Annotated in this window: 14 protein-coding genes; 9 read left to right on the top strand and 5 right to left on the bottom strand. The window is 69.6% G+C overall.

Features of this window, described 5'->3' with window-relative positions; genetic code table 11:
- Positions 1-43: 43 nt before the first annotated feature.
- On the top strand, positions 44-1447 hold the full coding sequence (locus HALOF300_RS14670) for an MFS transporter (RefSeq protein WP_156741676.1): 1404 nt from the start codon (positions 44-46) through the stop codon (positions 1445-1447).
- A gap of 120 nt (positions 1448-1567) precedes the next feature.
- Here HALOF300_RS14670 and HALOF300_RS14675 read toward each other — a convergent pair whose 3' ends face one another.
- Positions 1568-2356, bottom strand: a complete 789-nt coding sequence (locus HALOF300_RS14675) for an SDR family NAD(P)-dependent oxidoreductase (protein WP_156741677.1) — start codon at positions 2354-2356, stop codon at positions 1568-1570.
- A gap of 54 nt (positions 2357-2410) precedes the next feature.
- Here HALOF300_RS14675 and HALOF300_RS14680 point away from each other — a divergent pair, with 54 nt between their 5' ends.
- Complete coding sequence (locus HALOF300_RS14680; RefSeq protein ID WP_156741678.1) at positions 2411-2773, top strand: cupin domain-containing protein; 363 nt, start codon at positions 2411-2413, stop codon at positions 2771-2773.
- 66 nt (positions 2774-2839) lie between these two features.
- On the opposite strand, the gene HALOF300_RS14685 is transcribed toward HALOF300_RS14680, so the two are convergent.
- The 3 genes from HALOF300_RS14685 to HALOF300_RS14695 all read right to left on the bottom strand — a co-directional run bounded on the left by HALOF300_RS14685 (position 2840) and on the right by HALOF300_RS14695 (position 7892).
- Positions 2840-5155, bottom strand: coding sequence for a sodium-translocating pyrophosphatase (locus HALOF300_RS14685; protein WP_154795719.1), 2316 nt, complete (start codon positions 5153-5155; stop codon positions 2840-2842).
- A 152-nt stretch (positions 5156-5307) separates the two neighbouring features.
- Complete coding sequence (locus tag HALOF300_RS14690; protein ID WP_231955402.1) at positions 5308-6036, bottom strand: anaerobic ribonucleoside-triphosphate reductase activating protein; 729 nt, start codon at positions 6034-6036, stop codon at positions 5308-5310.
- Positions 6033-7892 carry a ribonucleoside triphosphate reductase gene (locus HALOF300_RS14695; protein ID WP_156741705.1) on the bottom strand — a complete coding sequence of 620 codons (1860 nt, stop codon included), beginning with the start codon at positions 7890-7892 and terminating at the stop codon, positions 6033-6035. Before HALOF300_RS14695 ends, HALOF300_RS14690 begins: the two co-directional genes overlap by 4 nt.
- A gap of 360 nt (positions 7893-8252) precedes the next feature.
- On the opposite strand from HALOF300_RS14695, the gene HALOF300_RS14700 reads away from it, so the two are divergent.
- The 7 genes from HALOF300_RS14700 (at position 8253) to HALOF300_RS14730 (ending at position 16023) form a co-directional block, all read left to right on the top strand.
- Positions 8253-8777, top strand: a complete 525-nt coding sequence (locus tag HALOF300_RS14700) for a sigma-70 family RNA polymerase sigma factor (protein ID WP_156741679.1) — start codon at positions 8253-8255, stop codon at positions 8775-8777.
- Entirely contained in the window at positions 8774-9970 is a 1197-nt protein-coding gene (locus HALOF300_RS14705) for a hypothetical protein (RefSeq protein WP_156741680.1), read from the top strand. Before HALOF300_RS14700 ends, HALOF300_RS14705 begins: the two co-directional genes overlap by 4 nt.
- Positions 9971-10036: 66 nt before the next feature.
- A complete protein-coding gene (locus HALOF300_RS14710) occupies positions 10037-10636 on the top strand; it encodes a SigE family RNA polymerase sigma factor (RefSeq protein ID WP_231955403.1) in 600 nt (199 codons plus the stop codon).
- Positions 10633-12204, top strand: coding sequence for a hypothetical protein (locus HALOF300_RS14715; protein ID WP_156741681.1), 1572 nt, complete (start codon positions 10633-10635; stop codon positions 12202-12204). Before HALOF300_RS14710 ends, HALOF300_RS14715 begins: the two co-directional genes overlap by 4 nt.
- A 114-nt stretch (positions 12205-12318) precedes the next feature.
- Complete coding sequence (locus HALOF300_RS14720) at positions 12319-14010, top strand: extracellular solute-binding protein (RefSeq protein WP_156741682.1); 1692 nt, start codon at positions 12319-12321, stop codon at positions 14008-14010.
- A gap of 4 nt (positions 14011-14014) precedes the next feature.
- Complete coding sequence (locus HALOF300_RS14725; protein ID WP_231955404.1) at positions 14015-15088, top strand: ABC transporter permease; 1074 nt, start codon at positions 14015-14017, stop codon at positions 15086-15088.
- The gene (locus HALOF300_RS14730) at positions 15088-16023 is read left to right on the top strand and encodes a carbohydrate ABC transporter permease (RefSeq protein ID WP_197522574.1); all 936 of its coding nucleotides are present in this window, start codon (positions 15088-15090) and stop codon (positions 16021-16023) included. The genes HALOF300_RS14725 and HALOF300_RS14730 overlap by 1 nt, the downstream gene beginning before the upstream one ends.
- Before the next feature lie 3 nt (positions 16024-16026).
- On the opposite strand, the gene HALOF300_RS14735 is transcribed toward HALOF300_RS14730, so the two are convergent.
- The gene (locus tag HALOF300_RS14735; protein ID WP_156741683.1) at positions 16027-16668 is read right to left on the bottom strand and encodes a TetR/AcrR family transcriptional regulator; all 642 of its coding nucleotides are present in this window, start codon (positions 16666-16668) and stop codon (positions 16027-16029) included.
- Positions 16669-16742: the final 74 nt, after the last annotated feature.

Genomic DNA, 16742 nt, shown 5'->3' on the forward strand with positions numbered 1-16742 from the left:
CGATGGACACCATCTGGATGCAGGTTGTCTCTACCTTGTCCCTATGGACGAGACGAACAAGGCGGTGTCGCCCGCGCCTGGCGCCTCGAGCACCGACAGCGATCCGAAGGCGCCGCCGAGCCGGATCCTGACCTGGCCGGTGACCGCCTGGGCGCTCTGGGACTGGGGCTCCGCGGCGTTCAACGCGGTGATCACCACGTTCGTCTTCACGGTCTACATCACTTCGGACGCGTTCGGGCCGGGCGCGGAGTCCACGCTCGGATGGGTCCTCGCCGGAGCGGGTGTGCTGATCGCACTGTTCGCTCCCATCACGGGTCAGAGCGCGGACCGGGCGGGTCGACGCACCCTGTGGCTGACGGTCAACACCCTTCTGGTAGTGATCGCCTCGGCCGGGCTGTTCTTCGTCCAGCCCGCGCCCGAGTACCTCTGGCTCGGCCTGCTCCTGCTCGCCGGCGGCAACATCGCGTTCGAGTTCGCCTCCGTCAACTACAACGCCATGCTCAACGAGATCTCGACGGCGAGCACCGTCGGGCGGGTGTCCGGGCTCGGCTGGGGACTGGGCTACATCGGTGGGATCGTGCTGCTGCTGATGGTCTACTTCGGCCTGATCAACCCCGACGTGGGCGTCTTCGGCATCACTGGCGAGAACGGCATGGACGTCCGCGTCACCATGCTCCTGTGCGCCGCCTGGACGCTGCTGTTCTCGATCCCGGTGATCCTGACGATCCGGGACAAGCCCCGGACTGGCACGGCGCGAGATCCACGACCCGGTCTCATCGAGTCCTACCGCCTGCTCTTCCGCACGGTCGCCGACCTGTGGCGTGCGGACAAGAACACCGTCTTCTTCCTGATCGCCTCGGCCGTGTTCCGCGACGGCCTGGCCGGCGTGTTCACGTTCGGCGGGGTGATCGCGGCCGGTGTGTTCGGCTTCAGCGCCGGCCAGGTGATCATCTTCGGTGTCGTGGCGAACGTCGTCGCCGGGGTCGCCACGATCGCGTTCGGCGCCCTGGACGACCTGCTCGGCCCGAAGCGCGTGATCCTGCTGTCGCTGACGTCGATGATCATCGCCGGCACCCTGATCTTCATCTTCCACTCCGGCGGCACCAAGGTGTTCTGGATCCTCGGGTTGATCCTGTGCATCTTCGTCGGGCCGGCCCAGTCCGCATCGCGCACGTTCCTGGCCCGACTCATCCCCGCAGGTCGCGAAGGTGAGGTGTTCGGCCTCTACGCCACAACGGGGCGAGCGGTCAGCTTCATGGCGCCCGCCGCGTTCTCAACCGCGATCGTTGTGGGCGTCGCCGTGACCGGGCTGACGAGGGATGAGGCTCAGTACTGGGGCATTCTCGGCATCATTCTGGTATTGCTCGCCGGCCTGCTGCTGCTCATCCGGGTGCGCCCGCAGGAGCATCACGACACGGCCCTCGAACAGCCGCCGGTCACGAGCTGACAGGACGAGCAGACCTGGGTCCGTCCTGCGTCACCCGAATTGTCGACGCGGCGGGCCCTCCGAGATCCGGAGGCGACCTGCTCGTCGACGGCCAGTCGGCCGACGCGACGTCGTGGCCGGTCAGAGCCAGTCGGTGATCTCGAGACGGCGGCCGGCCTGCGGTCCCGCTGCCGCGCGGGCGTGCAGATCGTCGACCGTGTCCAGGCCGGCTCGCAGGTAGCAGCCGGAGAGGTTGTCCAGCTCGCCCGCGGCGATGGCCGCCACGATCTCCACCACAGCCTCGGGCGGGGTCCAGTCGGTCCGACCGACGTGCATTCGCATCCCGGTGGACATGTCGGTCGGGACCACACCGGGCGCCACCTCGAACGCCCGCAGCCCGCGCGAGAAGCCGGCTGTGTGCAGCCCGCCGCCGATGCGGAAGAGTGCGGTCTTGGCCGCGTTGTAGGAGCTCATGTCCGCGAAGTCGCGGGTGCCCGCCCCGGAGTTGAGGTCCACGACCCTGCCGCCGCCGCGACTCAGCATCCCGGGCACGACGGCCCGAGCCAGCAGGAACGGCCCGTACACGTCCGTGACGAGAACCTCGCGCCACTGCTCGGGATCCGCCTCCCAGAGCGGCACCTCGGCATCCACCAGGCCAGCGTTGTTGACCAGCAGGTCCACCCTGCCGAGGGCGTACTCGGCCTCGGCGACAGCGGCATCGACGGCGACCCGATCGGTCACGTCCGCCGCCAGCACCACCGCACGACTGCCGCGGGACTCGACCTCCTCGGCCACGCCCGTCAACCGGTCGACGTCCCGAGCGAGCAGCGCCACGTCCAGCCCGGCGTCGGCCAACCCGAGGGCGAGGTGCCGTCCGATGCCGCGGCTCGCGCCGGTGATCAGGGCGGTGCGTGCGGCGGCTGGATCCATGGCCTCATCGTGCCATTGCCCAAGCCTCGCCCGCACGCTTGGCAGACTAGGGTCATGACAGAGGACGCGGTGGATCTCAACGCGAAGTTCGATCTCTTCGCCGAGCACTGGTCACCGAAGCTGGTCGCGCACCTGAATGACTACGAGGTCAAGCTGGTCCGGATCAAGGGTGACTTCGTCTGGCACACCCACGAGGAGACCGACGAGTTGTTCCTCGTGCTGGACGGCCAGCTCACCATCCAGCTGCGGGATCGGGACGTCATCCTCGGCCCGGGCCAACTGTTCGTCGTGCCGCGTGGGGTCGAGCACTGCCCGCGCGCCGACGCGGAGGTCAAGGCGCTGCTACTGGAGCCCGCCGGGGTGGTCAACACCGGCGATGCCGGAGGCGACCTGACGGCCGTGGTCGAGCGGATCTGAAAGCCGGTGGGCGCCCCGCGACCCTCACGGTCGTAGGACGCCCACCGGTCGAGCGCGCGAGTGAACTCAGTTCGCCGCGATCTGCTCCGCTTCGCGTTCGGCCTGGGCCTCGTTGGCGGCGTCCACCTTCGAAGCGCGCAGCCGAGAGGCAACGATCGCGCCGAACGCGATCAGTGCGGCCGCCGTGGCGATCGCGATCCGGACCACGTGGTTGGCGTCGGCCGGGACGCTCATGACGACCACGGCCGGTGCGATCAGCACCGAGACCAGGTTCATGACCTTGATCAGCGGGTTGATGGCCGGCCCGGCGGTGTCCTTGAACGGGTCGCCGACCGTGTCACCGATGACCACCGCGGCGTGCGCCTCGGAGTTCTTGCCGCCGTAGTGGCCGTCCTCGACGATCTTCTTGGCGTTGTCCCAGGCACCACCGGAGTTCGCGAGGAACACCGCCATCAGCACCCCGGCACCGATCGCACCCCCGAGGAACCCGGCGAGCGCACCGACACCGAGGCCGAACCCGACCGCGATGGGAGCGAACGCGGCCAGCAGACCCGGCGTCGCAAGCTCGCGAAGCGAGTCACGGGTGCAGATGTCCACGACCTTGCCGTACTCCGGACGGGTCTCGCCGGTCATGATGCCCGGGAAGTCCCGGAACTGACGGCGCACCTCGAACACGATCGCGCCGGCCGCCCGGGTCACGGCGTCGATCGCCAGCCCGGAGAACAGGAACACCGTCGCAGCCCCGAGGATCAGGCCGACCAGGGTGATCGGGGAGACGATCTCGTAGTTCAGCATCGCCGCGACGAGGTCGTTCCCGCGCGCTGCCGGATCGAAGTCGATGTCCGCCAGGGCAGTGTTCACCGCGTCGCCGTAGGAGCCGAAGAGTGCGGTCGCCGCGAGCACGGCGGTCGCGATCGCGATCCCCTTGGTGATGGCCTTCGTGGTGTTCCCGACGGCGTCCAGGTCGGTCAGGATCTTGGCGCCCTCCTCGTCGACGTCACCGGACATCTCGGCGATGCCCTGCGCGTTGTCGCTGACGGGCCCGAACGTGTCCATCGCGACGATCACACCGACGGTCGTGAGAAGCCCACAGCCCGCGAGCGCGATCAGGAACAGCGACAGCCAGATGGAGCCGCCGGCAAGCAGGAACAGTCCACACATGGCAGCCGCGATGATCCCGGCCGTGTACACGGCCGACTCGAACCCGACGCCGATGCCGGACAGCACCACGGTGGCGGCGCCGGTCCGCGAGGTGGCTGCCACGTGCTTGGTCGGCTTTGACGTGGTGCCGGTGAAGTACCCGGTCACGGCCAGGATGATCCCGGCCAGGACCACACCGACCAGCACGGCCGCCGCCGTCACCAGCCGCGGGTCACCGGCGTGCTCGGCGAGATCGGCGCTGACGCCGGGGATCGCCGCGAAGGTCGACGGCAGGTAGATGAAGGCCGCCACGGCCGCGAGGCCGGCTCCGACGAGAGCAGACACATAGAAGCCGCGATAGATTGCGCGCAGCCCGCTCTCGGTGCCGCGGACGCGGGTGATCGCCACGCCAAGTACGGCCACGATCGCCCCGATCGCGGTCACGATGAGCGGGAACACGAGCCCTTGCTCACCCATGGTCGCCTTCCCCAGGATGAGCGCGGCCACCAGCATCACGGCGTAGGACTCGAACAGGTCAGCGGCCATTCCGGCGCAGTCGCCGACGTTGTCACCGACGTTGTCCGCGATGGTGGCGGCGTTGCGCGGGTCATCCTCGGGGATGCCCTTCTCGACCTTGCCGACCAGGTCCGCGCCGACATCGGCCGCCTTCGTGAAGATGCCGCCGCCGACGCGCATGAACATCGCCAGCAGCGCCGCGCCGAAGCCGAAGCCCTCCAGCACCGCTGGCGCATCCCCGCGGAAGCTGAGCACCACGGCCGCGGCGCCAAGCAGGCCGAGGCCCACCACGCTCATGCCGACCACGCCGCCGGTGCGGAACGCGATGCGCGCCCCCTCCGCGCGCCCGTTCGCCCCTGTCGCGGCGGCCGCGACGCGCAGGTTCGCGCGGGTGGCGAGCCACATGCCGAGGTACCCGATCGCGGCGGAGAAACCGGCCCCGAACAGGAACGCGACGGACCGGCCTATCTTGATGGCGCCGTCGCCTGGTAGCAGGAACAACAACCCGAACACGACGACGGCGAAGATCGCCAGTGTTCGGAACTGCCGGCTCAGATACGCCGAGGCCCCCTCTTGAATAGCGGCAGCGATCTCCTGCATCTTCGGCGTTCCCTCACCGGCGGCGAGAACCTGCTTCCGCAGGATCACCGCCAGGACCAGCGAGAGAACACCGATGACAGCGATCACCGACACAATGACAACGCTCGTGTTTCCGAGCTCGAGCATCCGTCCTCCTCGACGAACTACGCACAGGTCCCCAGGCATCCGTGTCGCCTCGGGCTGAGCGAGAGTCTAGCCAACGGGGACGATGCCATGAGCCACTCGGGTGCTCGGCCGGCCCGCCCACGGCGCCAGGAGCGAGGTCAGGGCACCCGGCCTCAGCCCGACCTCACCTCGAACCGTTCGAAGCCGACCCCGGCGACCGCCTCGGCCAGGCGGGCGAACCGCTCGTCCCAGCCCACGCCGTCGGCCGTGAACTCCTCCCGCGCCCCCGCCGGGCGGGCGCACTGCAGGGCGTAGTGGCGCACGCCTGCGGCCTGCAGCCGCCGGGCCAGGCCGAGGACGTCGACGGCGGAGCCCGGGTGGATCGTGGTGCGCACCTCCAGACCGGCTGGGGAGGCCAGAGCCACGTCCAGGCTGCGCCAGGCCGCGGCCCCACCGCCGGTGCGGATCACATCCGCGTAGCCGTCGGGCTCGGCCTTGATGTCGAGGCCGATCCAGTCGACGGACCCGGCGACGGCGGCCAGCCGGCTCGGGTACGCGCCTGCGGTATGCAGTCCGACGCCGAACCCGAGGCCGCGCACGGCTTCGATCGCAGCGCCGAGCGCGAGCTGGCGGGTCGGCTCCCCTCCGGAGAACACGACGCCGTCGAGCAGGCCGAGGCGACCGGTCAGGAACTCGAACACGTCCTGCCAAGCGTGCAGGCCCGGGGCGCGAGTGGGGATCAGGTCAGAGTTGTGGCAGTACACGCAGTTCCACGGGCAGCCCTGCAGGAACACGGTCGCGACGAGGCGCCCGGGCCAGTCGCAGCCGGACATCCGGGTCAACCCGGCCACCTGCAGACCCGCCGCCCGCGAGCCCGGGCGAGCGGGCGCCCTCGTACTCACACCGGCTCCAGCACGGGAGCGCCGACGCCCGCCGCCGCCTCCGTGAAGTGGCGCCGCTCGGAGTGCTCGCCCTTCTTGCCGATGTTGAACGAGCTGACCGGTCGGTGGTAGCCCATCACGCGGGTCCAGACCTCACAGACGACGGGCCGGGCGTCCGGGTCGGCGGCGGCGCAGCGCGGGCAGGTCGGCCGCTCCCCCGCCAGATAGCCGTGCGCCGGGCAGATCGAGAACGTCGGGGTGACGGTCAGGTACGGCAGCGAGAACCGTTCGAGCGAGCGACGCACCAGCCGCTTGCAGGCGTCGGCGTCGGAGAGCCGCTCGCTCAGGTACAGGTGCAGCACGGTGCCGCCGGTGTATTTGCGCTGCAGGTCGTCCTGGCGGGTGAGGGCCTCGAACGGGTCGTCGGTGAAGCCGACGGGCAGCTGGGAGGAGTTCGTGTAGTAGGGGTTGGCGTCGGTGCCTGCCTGGACGATGCCGCGGAAGCGGCGCCGGTCCTCCTTGGCGAACCGGTACGTGGTGCCTTCGGCCGGGGTCGCCTCGAGGTTGTACAGGTGGCCGGTCTCCTCCTGGTAGCCGATCAGGCGCTCGCGCACGTGATCCAGCACCCGGACGACCAGCGCGTGCCCGCGCGGGTCGGTGAGGTCGTAGGCATCGGCGGTGAAGTTGCGAACCATCTCGTTCATCCCGTTCACGCCGAGCGTCGAGAAGTGGTTGTCGAGCGAGGGCAGGTAGCGCCGCGTGTACGGGTACAGGCCCGCCTCGAGCCAGCCGGCGACGGCGGTCCGCTTGAGCTCCAGCGACTCCTTGCCGAGGTCCAGCAGCCGGTCCAGCGCCGCCACGAGCGCAATCTCGTCGCCCGCGTGCAGGTACCCCAACCGGGCGCAGTTGACGGTCACCACGCCGATCGACCCGGTCAGCTCCGCGGACCCGAACAGCCCGTTGCCCCTCGCCAGCAGCTCACGCAGGTCGAGCTGCAGCCGGCAGCACATCGAGCGGATCATGCCCGGGTCCAGGTCGGAGTTGATGAAGTTCTGGAAGTACGGCAGCCCGTACTTCGCGGTCATCGCGAACAGCGCCTGCGCGTTCTCGGAGTCCCAGTCGAAGTCCTTGGTGATGTTGTAGGTGGGGATCGGGAAGGTGAAGACCCGCCCGCCGGCGTCACCGGTGGTCATCACGTCGATGTACGCCCGGTTGATCAGGTCCATCTCGGCCTGCAGGTCGCCATAGCTGAAGTCGCACTCCTGCCCAGCGACCATCGGGATCTGCTCGCGCAGGTCGTCGGGGCAGGTCCAGTCGAACGTGAGGTTCGTGAACGGGGTCTGGGTGCCCCACCGCGAGGACGCGTTCAGGTTGTGGATCATCTCCTGCAGGCACTGGTGCACCTGCTCGTAGGTCATCGCGTCCACCCGCACGAACGGGGCCAGATAGGTGTCGAAGGAGCTGAACGCCTGCGCCCCGGCCCACTCGTTCTGCAACGTGCCGAGGAAGTTCACGATCTGCCCGACGGCGGCGGAGAGGTGCCGGGGCGGCCGAGCCGCGATCGCACCGGGGACCCCGTTGAACCCTTCGTGCAGCAGTGCGCGCAACGACCAGCCGGCGCAGTAGCCGGAGAGCATGTCGAGGTCGTGGATGTGCAGGTCCGCCTCGCGGTGGGCGCGGCCGACCGCGGCCGGGTAGACCGTGTCCAGCCAGTAGTTCGCGATGACCTTGCCTGAGGTGTTCAGCATCAGACCGCCGAGCGAGAAGCCCTGGTTCGCGTTCGCGTTGACGCGCCAGTCGCTGCGGTCCAGGTAGTCGTCCACCGCCGCGATCGGGTCGACGAGGGTGGGCGCGAGGGCAGTGCCCGACGGCGTCACGTGGGTCGCGTGGTCGGATGTTGCCGACGGCGTCGCGTGGGTTGGTCGGGTGGGTGGGAGGTTCTGGGTGCTCACGGTGGGCTCCTTGGTCCGAAGTGGATTCGACCTCTCGACCGTAGAACCGCTGGAGGCTAGATGTTGTGGTGCAACACGCTGCCATTTACTACATGTTGTGGTTTGCTGACGTGAGGTGCGAAAACATCGGGACGTTGGTCCCTGGCGGCACCACAATCGGGAGTGGCCGACTCAACGGTTCGGGACGCTGGGTCGTCTACCTCTATGAAGGCCGGCCCGACGCCGGCCGCACCGGGAGCCGCGCCGACCCCGTTTGCCGGTGACAGGTTGCGATGAGGGGACAACATGAGCCACTGGGAACCGGTCCTGACGGACCTGGTGCGCCAACGAGGGGGTGCGTTGGTGCGGTACGCGACCCTGCTCTGCGGGGATCTCGCGGAGGGTGAGGACCTCGTCCAGGAGGCCCTCACGAAGGTGTTCGCGGTGATGCGCAAGCCACCCCGCGGCGACGACGGCGTGGCCGTCGAGCACGCGGAGGCCTACGTGCGCCGCACCGTCCTGACGCTCTACCTGGATGGCTACCGCCGCCGTCGGCGCTGGGCCGCCGTGCGGCACCTGCTGCCCGGCTCGGACTCCACCGCCGGTCCCGAGCGGCACAGCCCGGACCGCCTCGACGTGGACCGCGCCCTGGCCCTGCTCGGACCCAGGCAGCGTGCCTGCATGGTCCTGCGCTACTACGCGGACCTCACCGTGCCGCAGATCGCCGACGAGCTCGGCGTGAGCCCCGGCACCGTGAAACGGCACCTGCACGACGCGGGCCTGCACCTGGTGGCCGAACTCGATGGGTCCCTGGAAGGAGAACGGCGATGAACCTCGAAGACATGCTCCGCAACGAGGCGCGCGCGAGCGCGCCCAACCCGCTGACCTCCCGCACCGGTGAGCTCATCGCCGGGGTCAGGCGCCGCCGTCGGGCCCGCGCCGCAGGCGCCACCATGGCGAGCGTCGCCACCGTTGCCGCGATCGGCGTGATCGTGTGGCAGGTGAGCGACCTCGACCGAGACCCACTGCCGCCGGCTCAGCCGGTCGAGGTGTGCACGCTGACGATCGACGACCTCCTGCCGGACGGCGTCTCGTCCGCGGTGGTGTCCTCGGCGATCGCGACCGACGGGCAGGGGCCGGCGGTGGTGGTCACGACCACCGTGGAGAACCCCGACGACGGTGACTTCGACGTGCCGGTCAGCTCGATCTCCTCCTACGCGGTGGACCCGGTGACCGGATCGGTGCGCGGGTACCACCTGGACGGCCGCTCGGCCGAGATGATCACCGTGCCCGCCGGGAACGCGGTGGACTGGTCGGCCACATTCGAGTTCTCGGCATGCGAGGGCGAGTCCCTTGCCGACGGTGACTATGAGCTGTACCAGGTCGGCTCCGTCGTGGATTCCGGTCGGTGGGCCACGGGCGCGGAGGCGTTCTCGGTCACCGACGGCGTGGTCGGCCCCATGGACCCGGCGACCGAGGGGCCGACGGACGAGCCCACCGATCCGGAGACCGATGACCCGGCCGACCCGGTCGACGCCCTCGAGCCCGCCCCGGTGTTCGAGCCGATGTGCGGCGACGCCTGGGCGCCGCCGACCATGAATACCGGCCTCGAGCTGACCGTGGAGTGGCCGGACGGCCCGTTCGTCTCCGATCCGTCCACCGGCGAGAACTCCATGTCCCTGGAGCCGACGGCACGCAACGTCAGCTCGGAGTCCGTCGCGCACGGGGTCTACACCTGGACCGTCCTGGTCGCCGACGGCGTGGTCGTCTCCCCCGAGTACCTCGGCAGTGACGACACCCGTGACCTCGCCCTCGGCCCGGACGAGACGCAGGTCGTCAACGCGGGGCACTCACTCGGGGACTTCTGCGCACCGGGCTGGTCGCCGTCCCTCCCGCTGGAGCCGCTCGAGCCGGGCCAGTACGAGGCATACGTGATGCTCATGGACCTCGACCTGTACTGGAGCGAGGGCACCCGCAACGTCCTGGCCATCGCCCCGGCCGGCACGATCGACGTCACCAACTGACCCCGAGCACGCGCTTACCCAACGTTTCCGCAGTGCCGTGCGTCATCATGGATAGAGGCGCCCAAGGTGACGAGGTGGGTGATGAACGGCGAGGATGCCCTGACCGAGTTGGTCCGCGAGCGCGGCACGGCTCTGCTGCGGTACGCCTCGCTCCTGGTCGGTGAGCGGCGCGGCGCCGAGGATCTCGTCCAGGACGCCCTCGTCAAGGTGTTCGCGGGCACCCGCCGCCCGCGTGACATCGAGGACGTCGAGGCGTACGTGCGCCGCGCGATCCTCACCCTCTACCTGGATTCCTACCGGCGGCACCGCCGCTGGGCCAAGGTGCGGCACCTGTTCGTCGTGCCCGAGCGCGTCGTGTCCGAGCCCGACGGCGTCGTGTCGGCCCGCGTCGACGTCACCGCCGCGCTGCGCACCCTGAGCCCGCGCGAGCGCGCGTGCGTGGTGCTGCGCTACTACATGGATCTGAGCGTCCCGCAGATCGCCGAGGAGCTCGGGATCGCCCAGGGCACCGTGAAGCGCTACCTGAGCGACGCGAACGCCGCGCTCGCCGCGCGGCTCGCGCCCGACCCGTCCCAGGATCCGGTGGCCACGGCAGACCCGGTACCCACGGCAGACCCGGTACCCGCCGCAGACCCGGTACCCACCGCAGGAGAGGCGCACCCATGAACCTCAACGAGCTGCTGCGGGAGGTGGCCGAGACGACCGTGCCCGAGGCGGACCCGCTTGGCGAGCGCCTCGGCGCGATCCGCAGCCGGGTGCGGCACCGCCGCACGGTGAACCGGGTGGGCTCGAGCGCCGTGGGCATGGTGGGCGTGGCCGGTGTGGCAGCCATCGGCACGCTGACCTGGCAGGCCGCCCAACCGGAACCACCCGCGTCACCGGCCGGCACGCCCTGGGAGTACTGCGACCTGAGCGTGGCCGACGTGGTGGGCTCGACCTCCGCCCCCTCCGGCCCCGCGTCGCTGACGATGGTGGATGGGATGCAGCTGGCCGTGGCCACCACGGTGACGAACCCGGGCAGTACCCAGGCCCAGGCCGCCCCCGCCCAGCTGGTCGTGTATCTCTTCGGCGGTGGGGACATCGTGGGCCTTGCGTCGGCCGGTGGCACCGAGCCGACCACGCTGGGTCCGGGGGCCTCCGACGTGGTGGCGGCGCTCGGCACGGTGGGCGCCTGCGCGTCCGGTTCCGTCTCCCAGGGCGACCCGCTGCCCGATGGCCGGTATGGCGTGATGCTCACGGGCGACCTCACCCCCGACGGCGGGGACTGGCACTCCGATGCCGTGATCATCGACGTGACCGGCGGGCAGATCGCAGCCGTCACCGACGACCCCGATCCGACCGCGGACCCCGATGCGTCGGCCGGCGGGTACACCCCGGTCTGTGGCGAGGTGACGCCCGCGGTGGGCGAGAACCCGCTGTACGTGACGTTGGGCACCGACGCCGGGCCACACCAGCCCGGCGACCCGGACCACCCCGGCACCGACGGGCTGAGCCTTGACCTCACCGTCGGCTCCGTGAACGCCGGCCACCTGACCGGCACCGCCGGCGCGGAGACGGTCACCATGATCACCGACCTCGACGGCCGGGTACGCAGCTGGTGGCGCGCGACGGGTGGGTCGCCGTCCGGGGCTCCGCTAGATCTTCCGGCGGACGGCTCACAGCTGCTGCCCGCCGCGGCCTGGCATCCGCTGACAGACACCTGCACAGACACCTCGACCGAAGGCCGGCTGCTCCCGGACGGGGACTACCGCGTGTTCGTGGCGGTCGGATTCGGCATCGACGCACCCGAGCACCCGGCCACCTGGGAGGTGCTCAGCGCACCGCTCGAGCTGACCGTGACCGGCGGCGGCGCCGCCGTGACCGGCGGGCGCGACGCGGCGGAGGCCGTGCCGGACGCCGGCCAGGAGTTCCCTGGTGCGCTGCCCCCGGACTTCCCGGAGGGCGAGCTGCCCCTGATGGACGGCGTCCTGCTCGGCTCCGGTGGCAACGCGGACACGGGCTGGACCATCAGTGGCGACTACGGCATCCACGGCAGCTCGATCGCCGCACTGGATCAGGCTATCGAACGGCTCGTCGACGTCGGGTTCACACTGGAGTCACGGGTCGGCCCGCCGGAGGCGGACGGCGCGCACGCGGTCCTTCAGGACGGGATGCTCCGGGTGGAGGTGGAGGTCACCGGCTACGAGGCGGACAGCCTGCCCGGCGGTTACACGATCCAGCCGATCGACCGCTGAACGGCGCATCACCGCAGGTCAGACCCTGTTACTTAACGGACGTTAGACAAAATCGAAGATCGCGGCTAGCGTTCCTCGACGTCGGCAGAGTCGCCACGTCCAAGGAGAACCCCAATGTCGCAGGCCCCGATCCATGTCCCCCTCACCCGCCGCGGTTTCCTGACCGTGGCCGGCGTCACGTCCGCCGGTGTCGCACTCGCCTCGTGCTCGTCCGGCGGTGGCGGCGGTAACCGCCCGGACCCGGGCGACGCCGTCGAACTGGAACTGCCCACCTACGTGGCGCCGCCCGAGATCCCCGGCGGCCTGGTCAGTGAGGTGGAGGGCATGCCCACCATCTACACCCAGCCCATCGCCGAGTACGCAGACTCCGTGACCGAGGTGCCCCTCTCCGGGGGTGAAGTGACCACGTTCCAGGTGCTCTGGGGCGCTCCGCCGCAGGACATTCCCGCCAACGAGTACTGGGTGAGCCTGAACGAGCGCCTCGGCGGGGAGTTCAAGCCGACCCTGGTCGCGTTCGACACCTACAACGAGAAGATGGCCACCACCATCGCGTCCGGGGAGATCCCGGACCTCTCCTTCGTGCAGGACACGAACGCCGTGGCCGCCCAGGCGATCGGCGACGGTGTGTTCGCGGACCTGTCCGAGGTACTCGCCGGGGACGGCATCCTGCAGTGGCCCAACCTTGCGAACGTCGCCACCAACGCGTGGTCCGCTTCAGCCAAGAACGGCCACATCTTCGGGGTCCCGAACGAGGACCCGTACCTGACGAACTTCCCCGCGATCCGCTACGACCTCATGACCGCGGCCGGCTACGACGCGATCCCGGACGACGCGGACGGCTACCTGCAGATGATGAGCGACATCGCCGCGCTCGGGTCCGTCAACGGCAAGCAGCACTGGGGCATCGCCGCGTTCGACGGCAAGGCCCAGTCCTACGTGGAGTGGATGTTCCGGGCCGGCACCACCTGGCAGCTCGACGACGCCGGCAAGGTCGTGAACATCATCGAGACCGACGCCTACGCCGACGTCCTCGCGTTCCACAACAGCATGTGGAACGCCGGCGTCTACCACCCCGATGCCCTGGCGCTGGCCACCCAGGGCAACCAGGCCGCCGAACTGTTCACGAACGGCCAGGTAGCGCTCACGGTGGACTCCTTCAACGGCTTCTTCGGCGCGGGGATCTTCCGGGACACCGTGGACATCACCCCCGGCGCCGCACCCGGCCTGTTCGTCCCGCCCGCGTTCGACGGCGGCGACCTGCTGATCCAGCGCAATGACGGCTACTGGGGCATGGTCGCGATCTCCGCGAAGGCGGCCGAGGACCCGGAGCGCCTGGCCGAGCTGCTGAACGTCATCAACTACTGGCGTGCCCCGGACGGCAGCACCGAGGCCCTGTTCATCCACACCGGCGTGGAGGGCTACAACTTCGAGTTCGGCCCGGACAACGAGATCCTCAGCCTCGACGACGAGACCGCGAACGCGGACCGCGCGGCCCTGCAGTGGTTGGGCGCATTCAAGTCGCCGTCGTTCAACATCCCGGCGAACGCGCTCGAGTTCGTGGACAACTTCCGCGAGTGTGTCGAGGTGCTGACCGCGGCGACCGTGCCGAGTCCCGTGGTCGGTATCTACAACGAGCCGTCCGTGGAGAACGGGTCCCGGATGTCCGAGGTGGACACCGACTACCGCGGTGGGATCGTCTCGGGCCGGATGGACCTGAGCGCCATCGAGGAGTACCGCGAGGCCTGGCGGTCCGCCGGTGGCGACGCCGTCCGGGACGCCTACCAGGCCGCGCTCGACGAGGCCTGAGCCGGTGGCAGTCAACGCACGCACGTCGGCCTCGGACCCGCCCGGTGGCGTCGTGGACACCGCACGGGCGGGTGCGCTCGGCGAGAAGGGCGCGCGCGGCGCGACGTCGGCCGGCGACGGCGCGCCTGGTGGCGCGCGCGGGGGGAACCGGGGTCGTGGCCGGGATGCTCGCGGGCGGGCCACCACCTGGACGCGGATGAAGCGCGAGCGGGCCACGTACCTGTTCATCGTGCCCGGTCTGCTGTTCTTCCTGATCTTCGCCTACCTGCCGCTCGCCGGGAACGTGGTGGCGTTCCAGGACTACTCCCCGTACTGGGGCATCGGCGGCTCGGAGTGGGTGGGCCTGGAGAACTTCGCCGCGATGTTCAACGACCCCCAGTTCATGCGGGCGCTGACGAACACCCTGGTGATCTCGTTCCTGCAGATCGTGTTCGCGTTCCCGGCCCCGATCCTGCTCGCGCTGTTGCTGAACTCGCTCATCTCGGAGCGGATCAAGCGCGTGGTGCAGTCGATCGTGTACCTGCCGCACTTCATCTCCTGGGTGATCGTGATCGCGATCTGGCAGCAGGTCCTCGGCGGCGCCGGCCCGGTGGCCGAGCTGTTCTCCGCCATCGGCATCGACGGCGTGAACATCATGTCCGACCCGGACACGTTCAAGGCACTTGTGGTCTCCCAGGTGATCTGGAAGGACATCGGCTGGGGCACGATCATCTTCTTCGCGGCCATCACCTCGATCCCGAACGAGCTGTACGAGGCGGCCGCGGTCGACGGCGCCGGGTCGATGCGGCGAACCTGGCACGTGACCCTGCCCGGGCTGGTGCCGGTGATCACACTGCTGCTCATCCTGACCATCGGGAACGTGCTCACGGTCGGCTTCGAGCAGTTGCTGCTGCAGCAGCCGGCCGTCGGGTCCGCGGCGGCGGAGGTCCTTGACACGTTCGTCTACTACCGCGGCATCGCCGGCGGCGACTGGGGCCTGTCCACGGCCGCTGGTCTGTTCAAGGGCGTGATCGGCACCATCCTGGTCATCGCCGCCAACAAGTTCGCGAAGCGACTCGGCACGGAAGGACTGTTCTGATGGCGGCCCTGCTCCCCACCGCTACGCCCACGAGAGGACCGGACGACCGGCGCCGGTATCCGAACCGCCCCGTCTGGATGGGCGTCCCGTCCAAGCCCGTCCAGGCGGCCAAAGCGGTCACGATCGCGTTCATCGTGCTCGTGATGCTGTACCCGTTCGTGTACGTGATCGCGATGAGCTTCGCCTCCCGCGAGGCTGCCGCGTCCGGCGGCCTGTTCCCGACGTCGTTCTCCCTCGACGCCTACCGGTCCATCCTCGGCGGGGACGTGGTCACCCGGGCGATGCTCGTCTCGATCGGGATCACCGCGGTCGGCACCACGCTGTCGATGATCTTCACCACCACGCTCGCCTATGGGCTGATGCGCACCCGGGACGTGCCCGGTGCGAAGTTCGTGCTCGTGCTGGTGCTGTGCACCATGCTGTTCGGGGCCGGGATCATCCCGAACTACCTGCTGGTGCGCTCCCTCGGGATGCTGGACTCGTACTGGTCGCTGATCATCCCGGGCCTGATCTCGGCGTTCAACATGGTGGTGGTCCGGAACTTCTTCATGGGCCTGCCCGCCGAGCTGCTCGAGTCGGCCCGCCTCGACGGCGCCAGCGACCTGCGCATCTTCACGCAGATCGTGCTGCCGCTGTCCAAGGCGGTGCTCGCGGTGATCGCACTGTTCTACGCCGTCGGGTACTGGAACGCGTTCTTCAACGCGATGATCTACCTCAACGACACCACGAAGTGGCCGATCCAGGTGGTCCTGAACCAGTACGTGGTGCAGGGCTCGGCGCTGACGTCGATCCAGGCACCGGACCAGCCACCGCCACCGGGGCAGACGTTGCAGATGGCGGTGATCGTGGTGGCCACGATCCCGATCCTGCTGCTCTACCCGTTCGCGCAGCGGTACTTCACGAAGGGCGTGCTCACGGGCGCCATCAAGGGCTGAGCCTCAGTCCTCCTCCGGGGCCAGCGCGGCGATCAACGCATCGATCGTCCGCCTGGTCACTGCCTCCATGTCCACCGTCCCGGGAGCGAGCAACCATTGGATCTGCAACCCGTCCATCACCGCGATGATCGCGGTGGCCGTCTCGGCGATGTCCGCGTCGTCGCGGAGCTCGCCGATGTCCCGGGCGTCGGCGAGCGCCTCGGTGACCATGGCGCGCAGCCCGTCGTAGCGCGCCCGGAACCACGCCTGGGCCGGGTGGTCGGTGGTCACCGACTCCGCGGACAGCACCGTGTACAGCTGCGTGATGCCGGGCCGGGTGGCGTTCCGGGCGGCGGTGTCGACGAGGTGGTGCAGGAACTCCAGGCCGCGCAGGCCGTGCCCGTGCCCGGCCTCCTCGATGTCCGCCATGTCCCGGTGGTGCAGGAGTTCGGTGAGCAGCTGGTCCTTGCTCTTGAAATGGTGCAGGATCCCGGCCGCGGAGATGCCGACCTCGTCGGCGATCTCGGCCAGCGACGCGTTGTAGAAGCCGCGGGTGGCGAACGTCTGCGAGGCCACCTCGAGGATCTCCTGCCGCCGGCGCCTGGTGCGCTGCTTCTGCACCCCGTCCGCGCGAACGGACGCCGCCACGTCCGGATCGATACCCATGTCGGCGACTGTAGACGACTTCGCCGGCACCTCCGGCCCACTCGAAACCACCCCGCAGCAACGATCGGATCTCG

This window comes from Occultella aeris (assembly GCF_902703175.1).
GTDB lineage: Bacteria > Actinomycetota > Actinomycetes > Actinomycetales > Beutenbergiaceae > Occultella > Occultella aeris.

Excerpts from the sequence above, each read along its gene's own strand:
- HALOF300_RS14670 (WP_156741676.1), top strand. The coding sequence starts at position 44 with ATGGACGAGACGAACAAGGCGGTGTCGCCCGCGCCTGGCGCCTCGAGC.
- HALOF300_RS14675 (WP_156741677.1), bottom strand. The coding sequence starts at position 2,356 with ATGGATCCAGCCGCCGCACGCACCGCCCTGATCACCGGCGCGAGCCGC.
- HALOF300_RS14680 (WP_156741678.1), top strand. The coding sequence starts at position 2,411 with ATGACAGAGGACGCGGTGGATCTCAACGCGAAGTTCGATCTCTTCGCC.
- HALOF300_RS14685 (WP_154795719.1), bottom strand. The coding sequence starts at position 5,155 with ATGCTCGAGCTCGGAAACACGAGCGTTGTCATTGTGTCGGTGATCGCT.
- HALOF300_RS14700 (WP_156741679.1), top strand. The coding sequence starts at position 8,253 with ATGAGCCACTGGGAACCGGTCCTGACGGACCTGGTGCGCCAACGAGGG.
- HALOF300_RS14705 (WP_156741680.1), top strand. The coding sequence starts at position 8,774 with ATGAACCTCGAAGACATGCTCCGCAACGAGGCGCGCGCGAGCGCGCCC.
- HALOF300_RS14715 (WP_156741681.1), top strand. The coding sequence starts at position 10,633 with ATGAACCTCAACGAGCTGCTGCGGGAGGTGGCCGAGACGACCGTGCCC.
- HALOF300_RS14720 (WP_156741682.1), top strand. The coding sequence starts at position 12,319 with ATGTCGCAGGCCCCGATCCATGTCCCCCTCACCCGCCGCGGTTTCCTG.
- HALOF300_RS14730 (WP_197522574.1), top strand. The coding sequence starts at position 15,088 with ATGGCGGCCCTGCTCCCCACCGCTACGCCCACGAGAGGACCGGACGAC.
- HALOF300_RS14735 (WP_156741683.1), bottom strand. The coding sequence starts at position 16,668 with ATGGGTATCGATCCGGACGTGGCGGCGTCCGTTCGCGCGGACGGGGTG.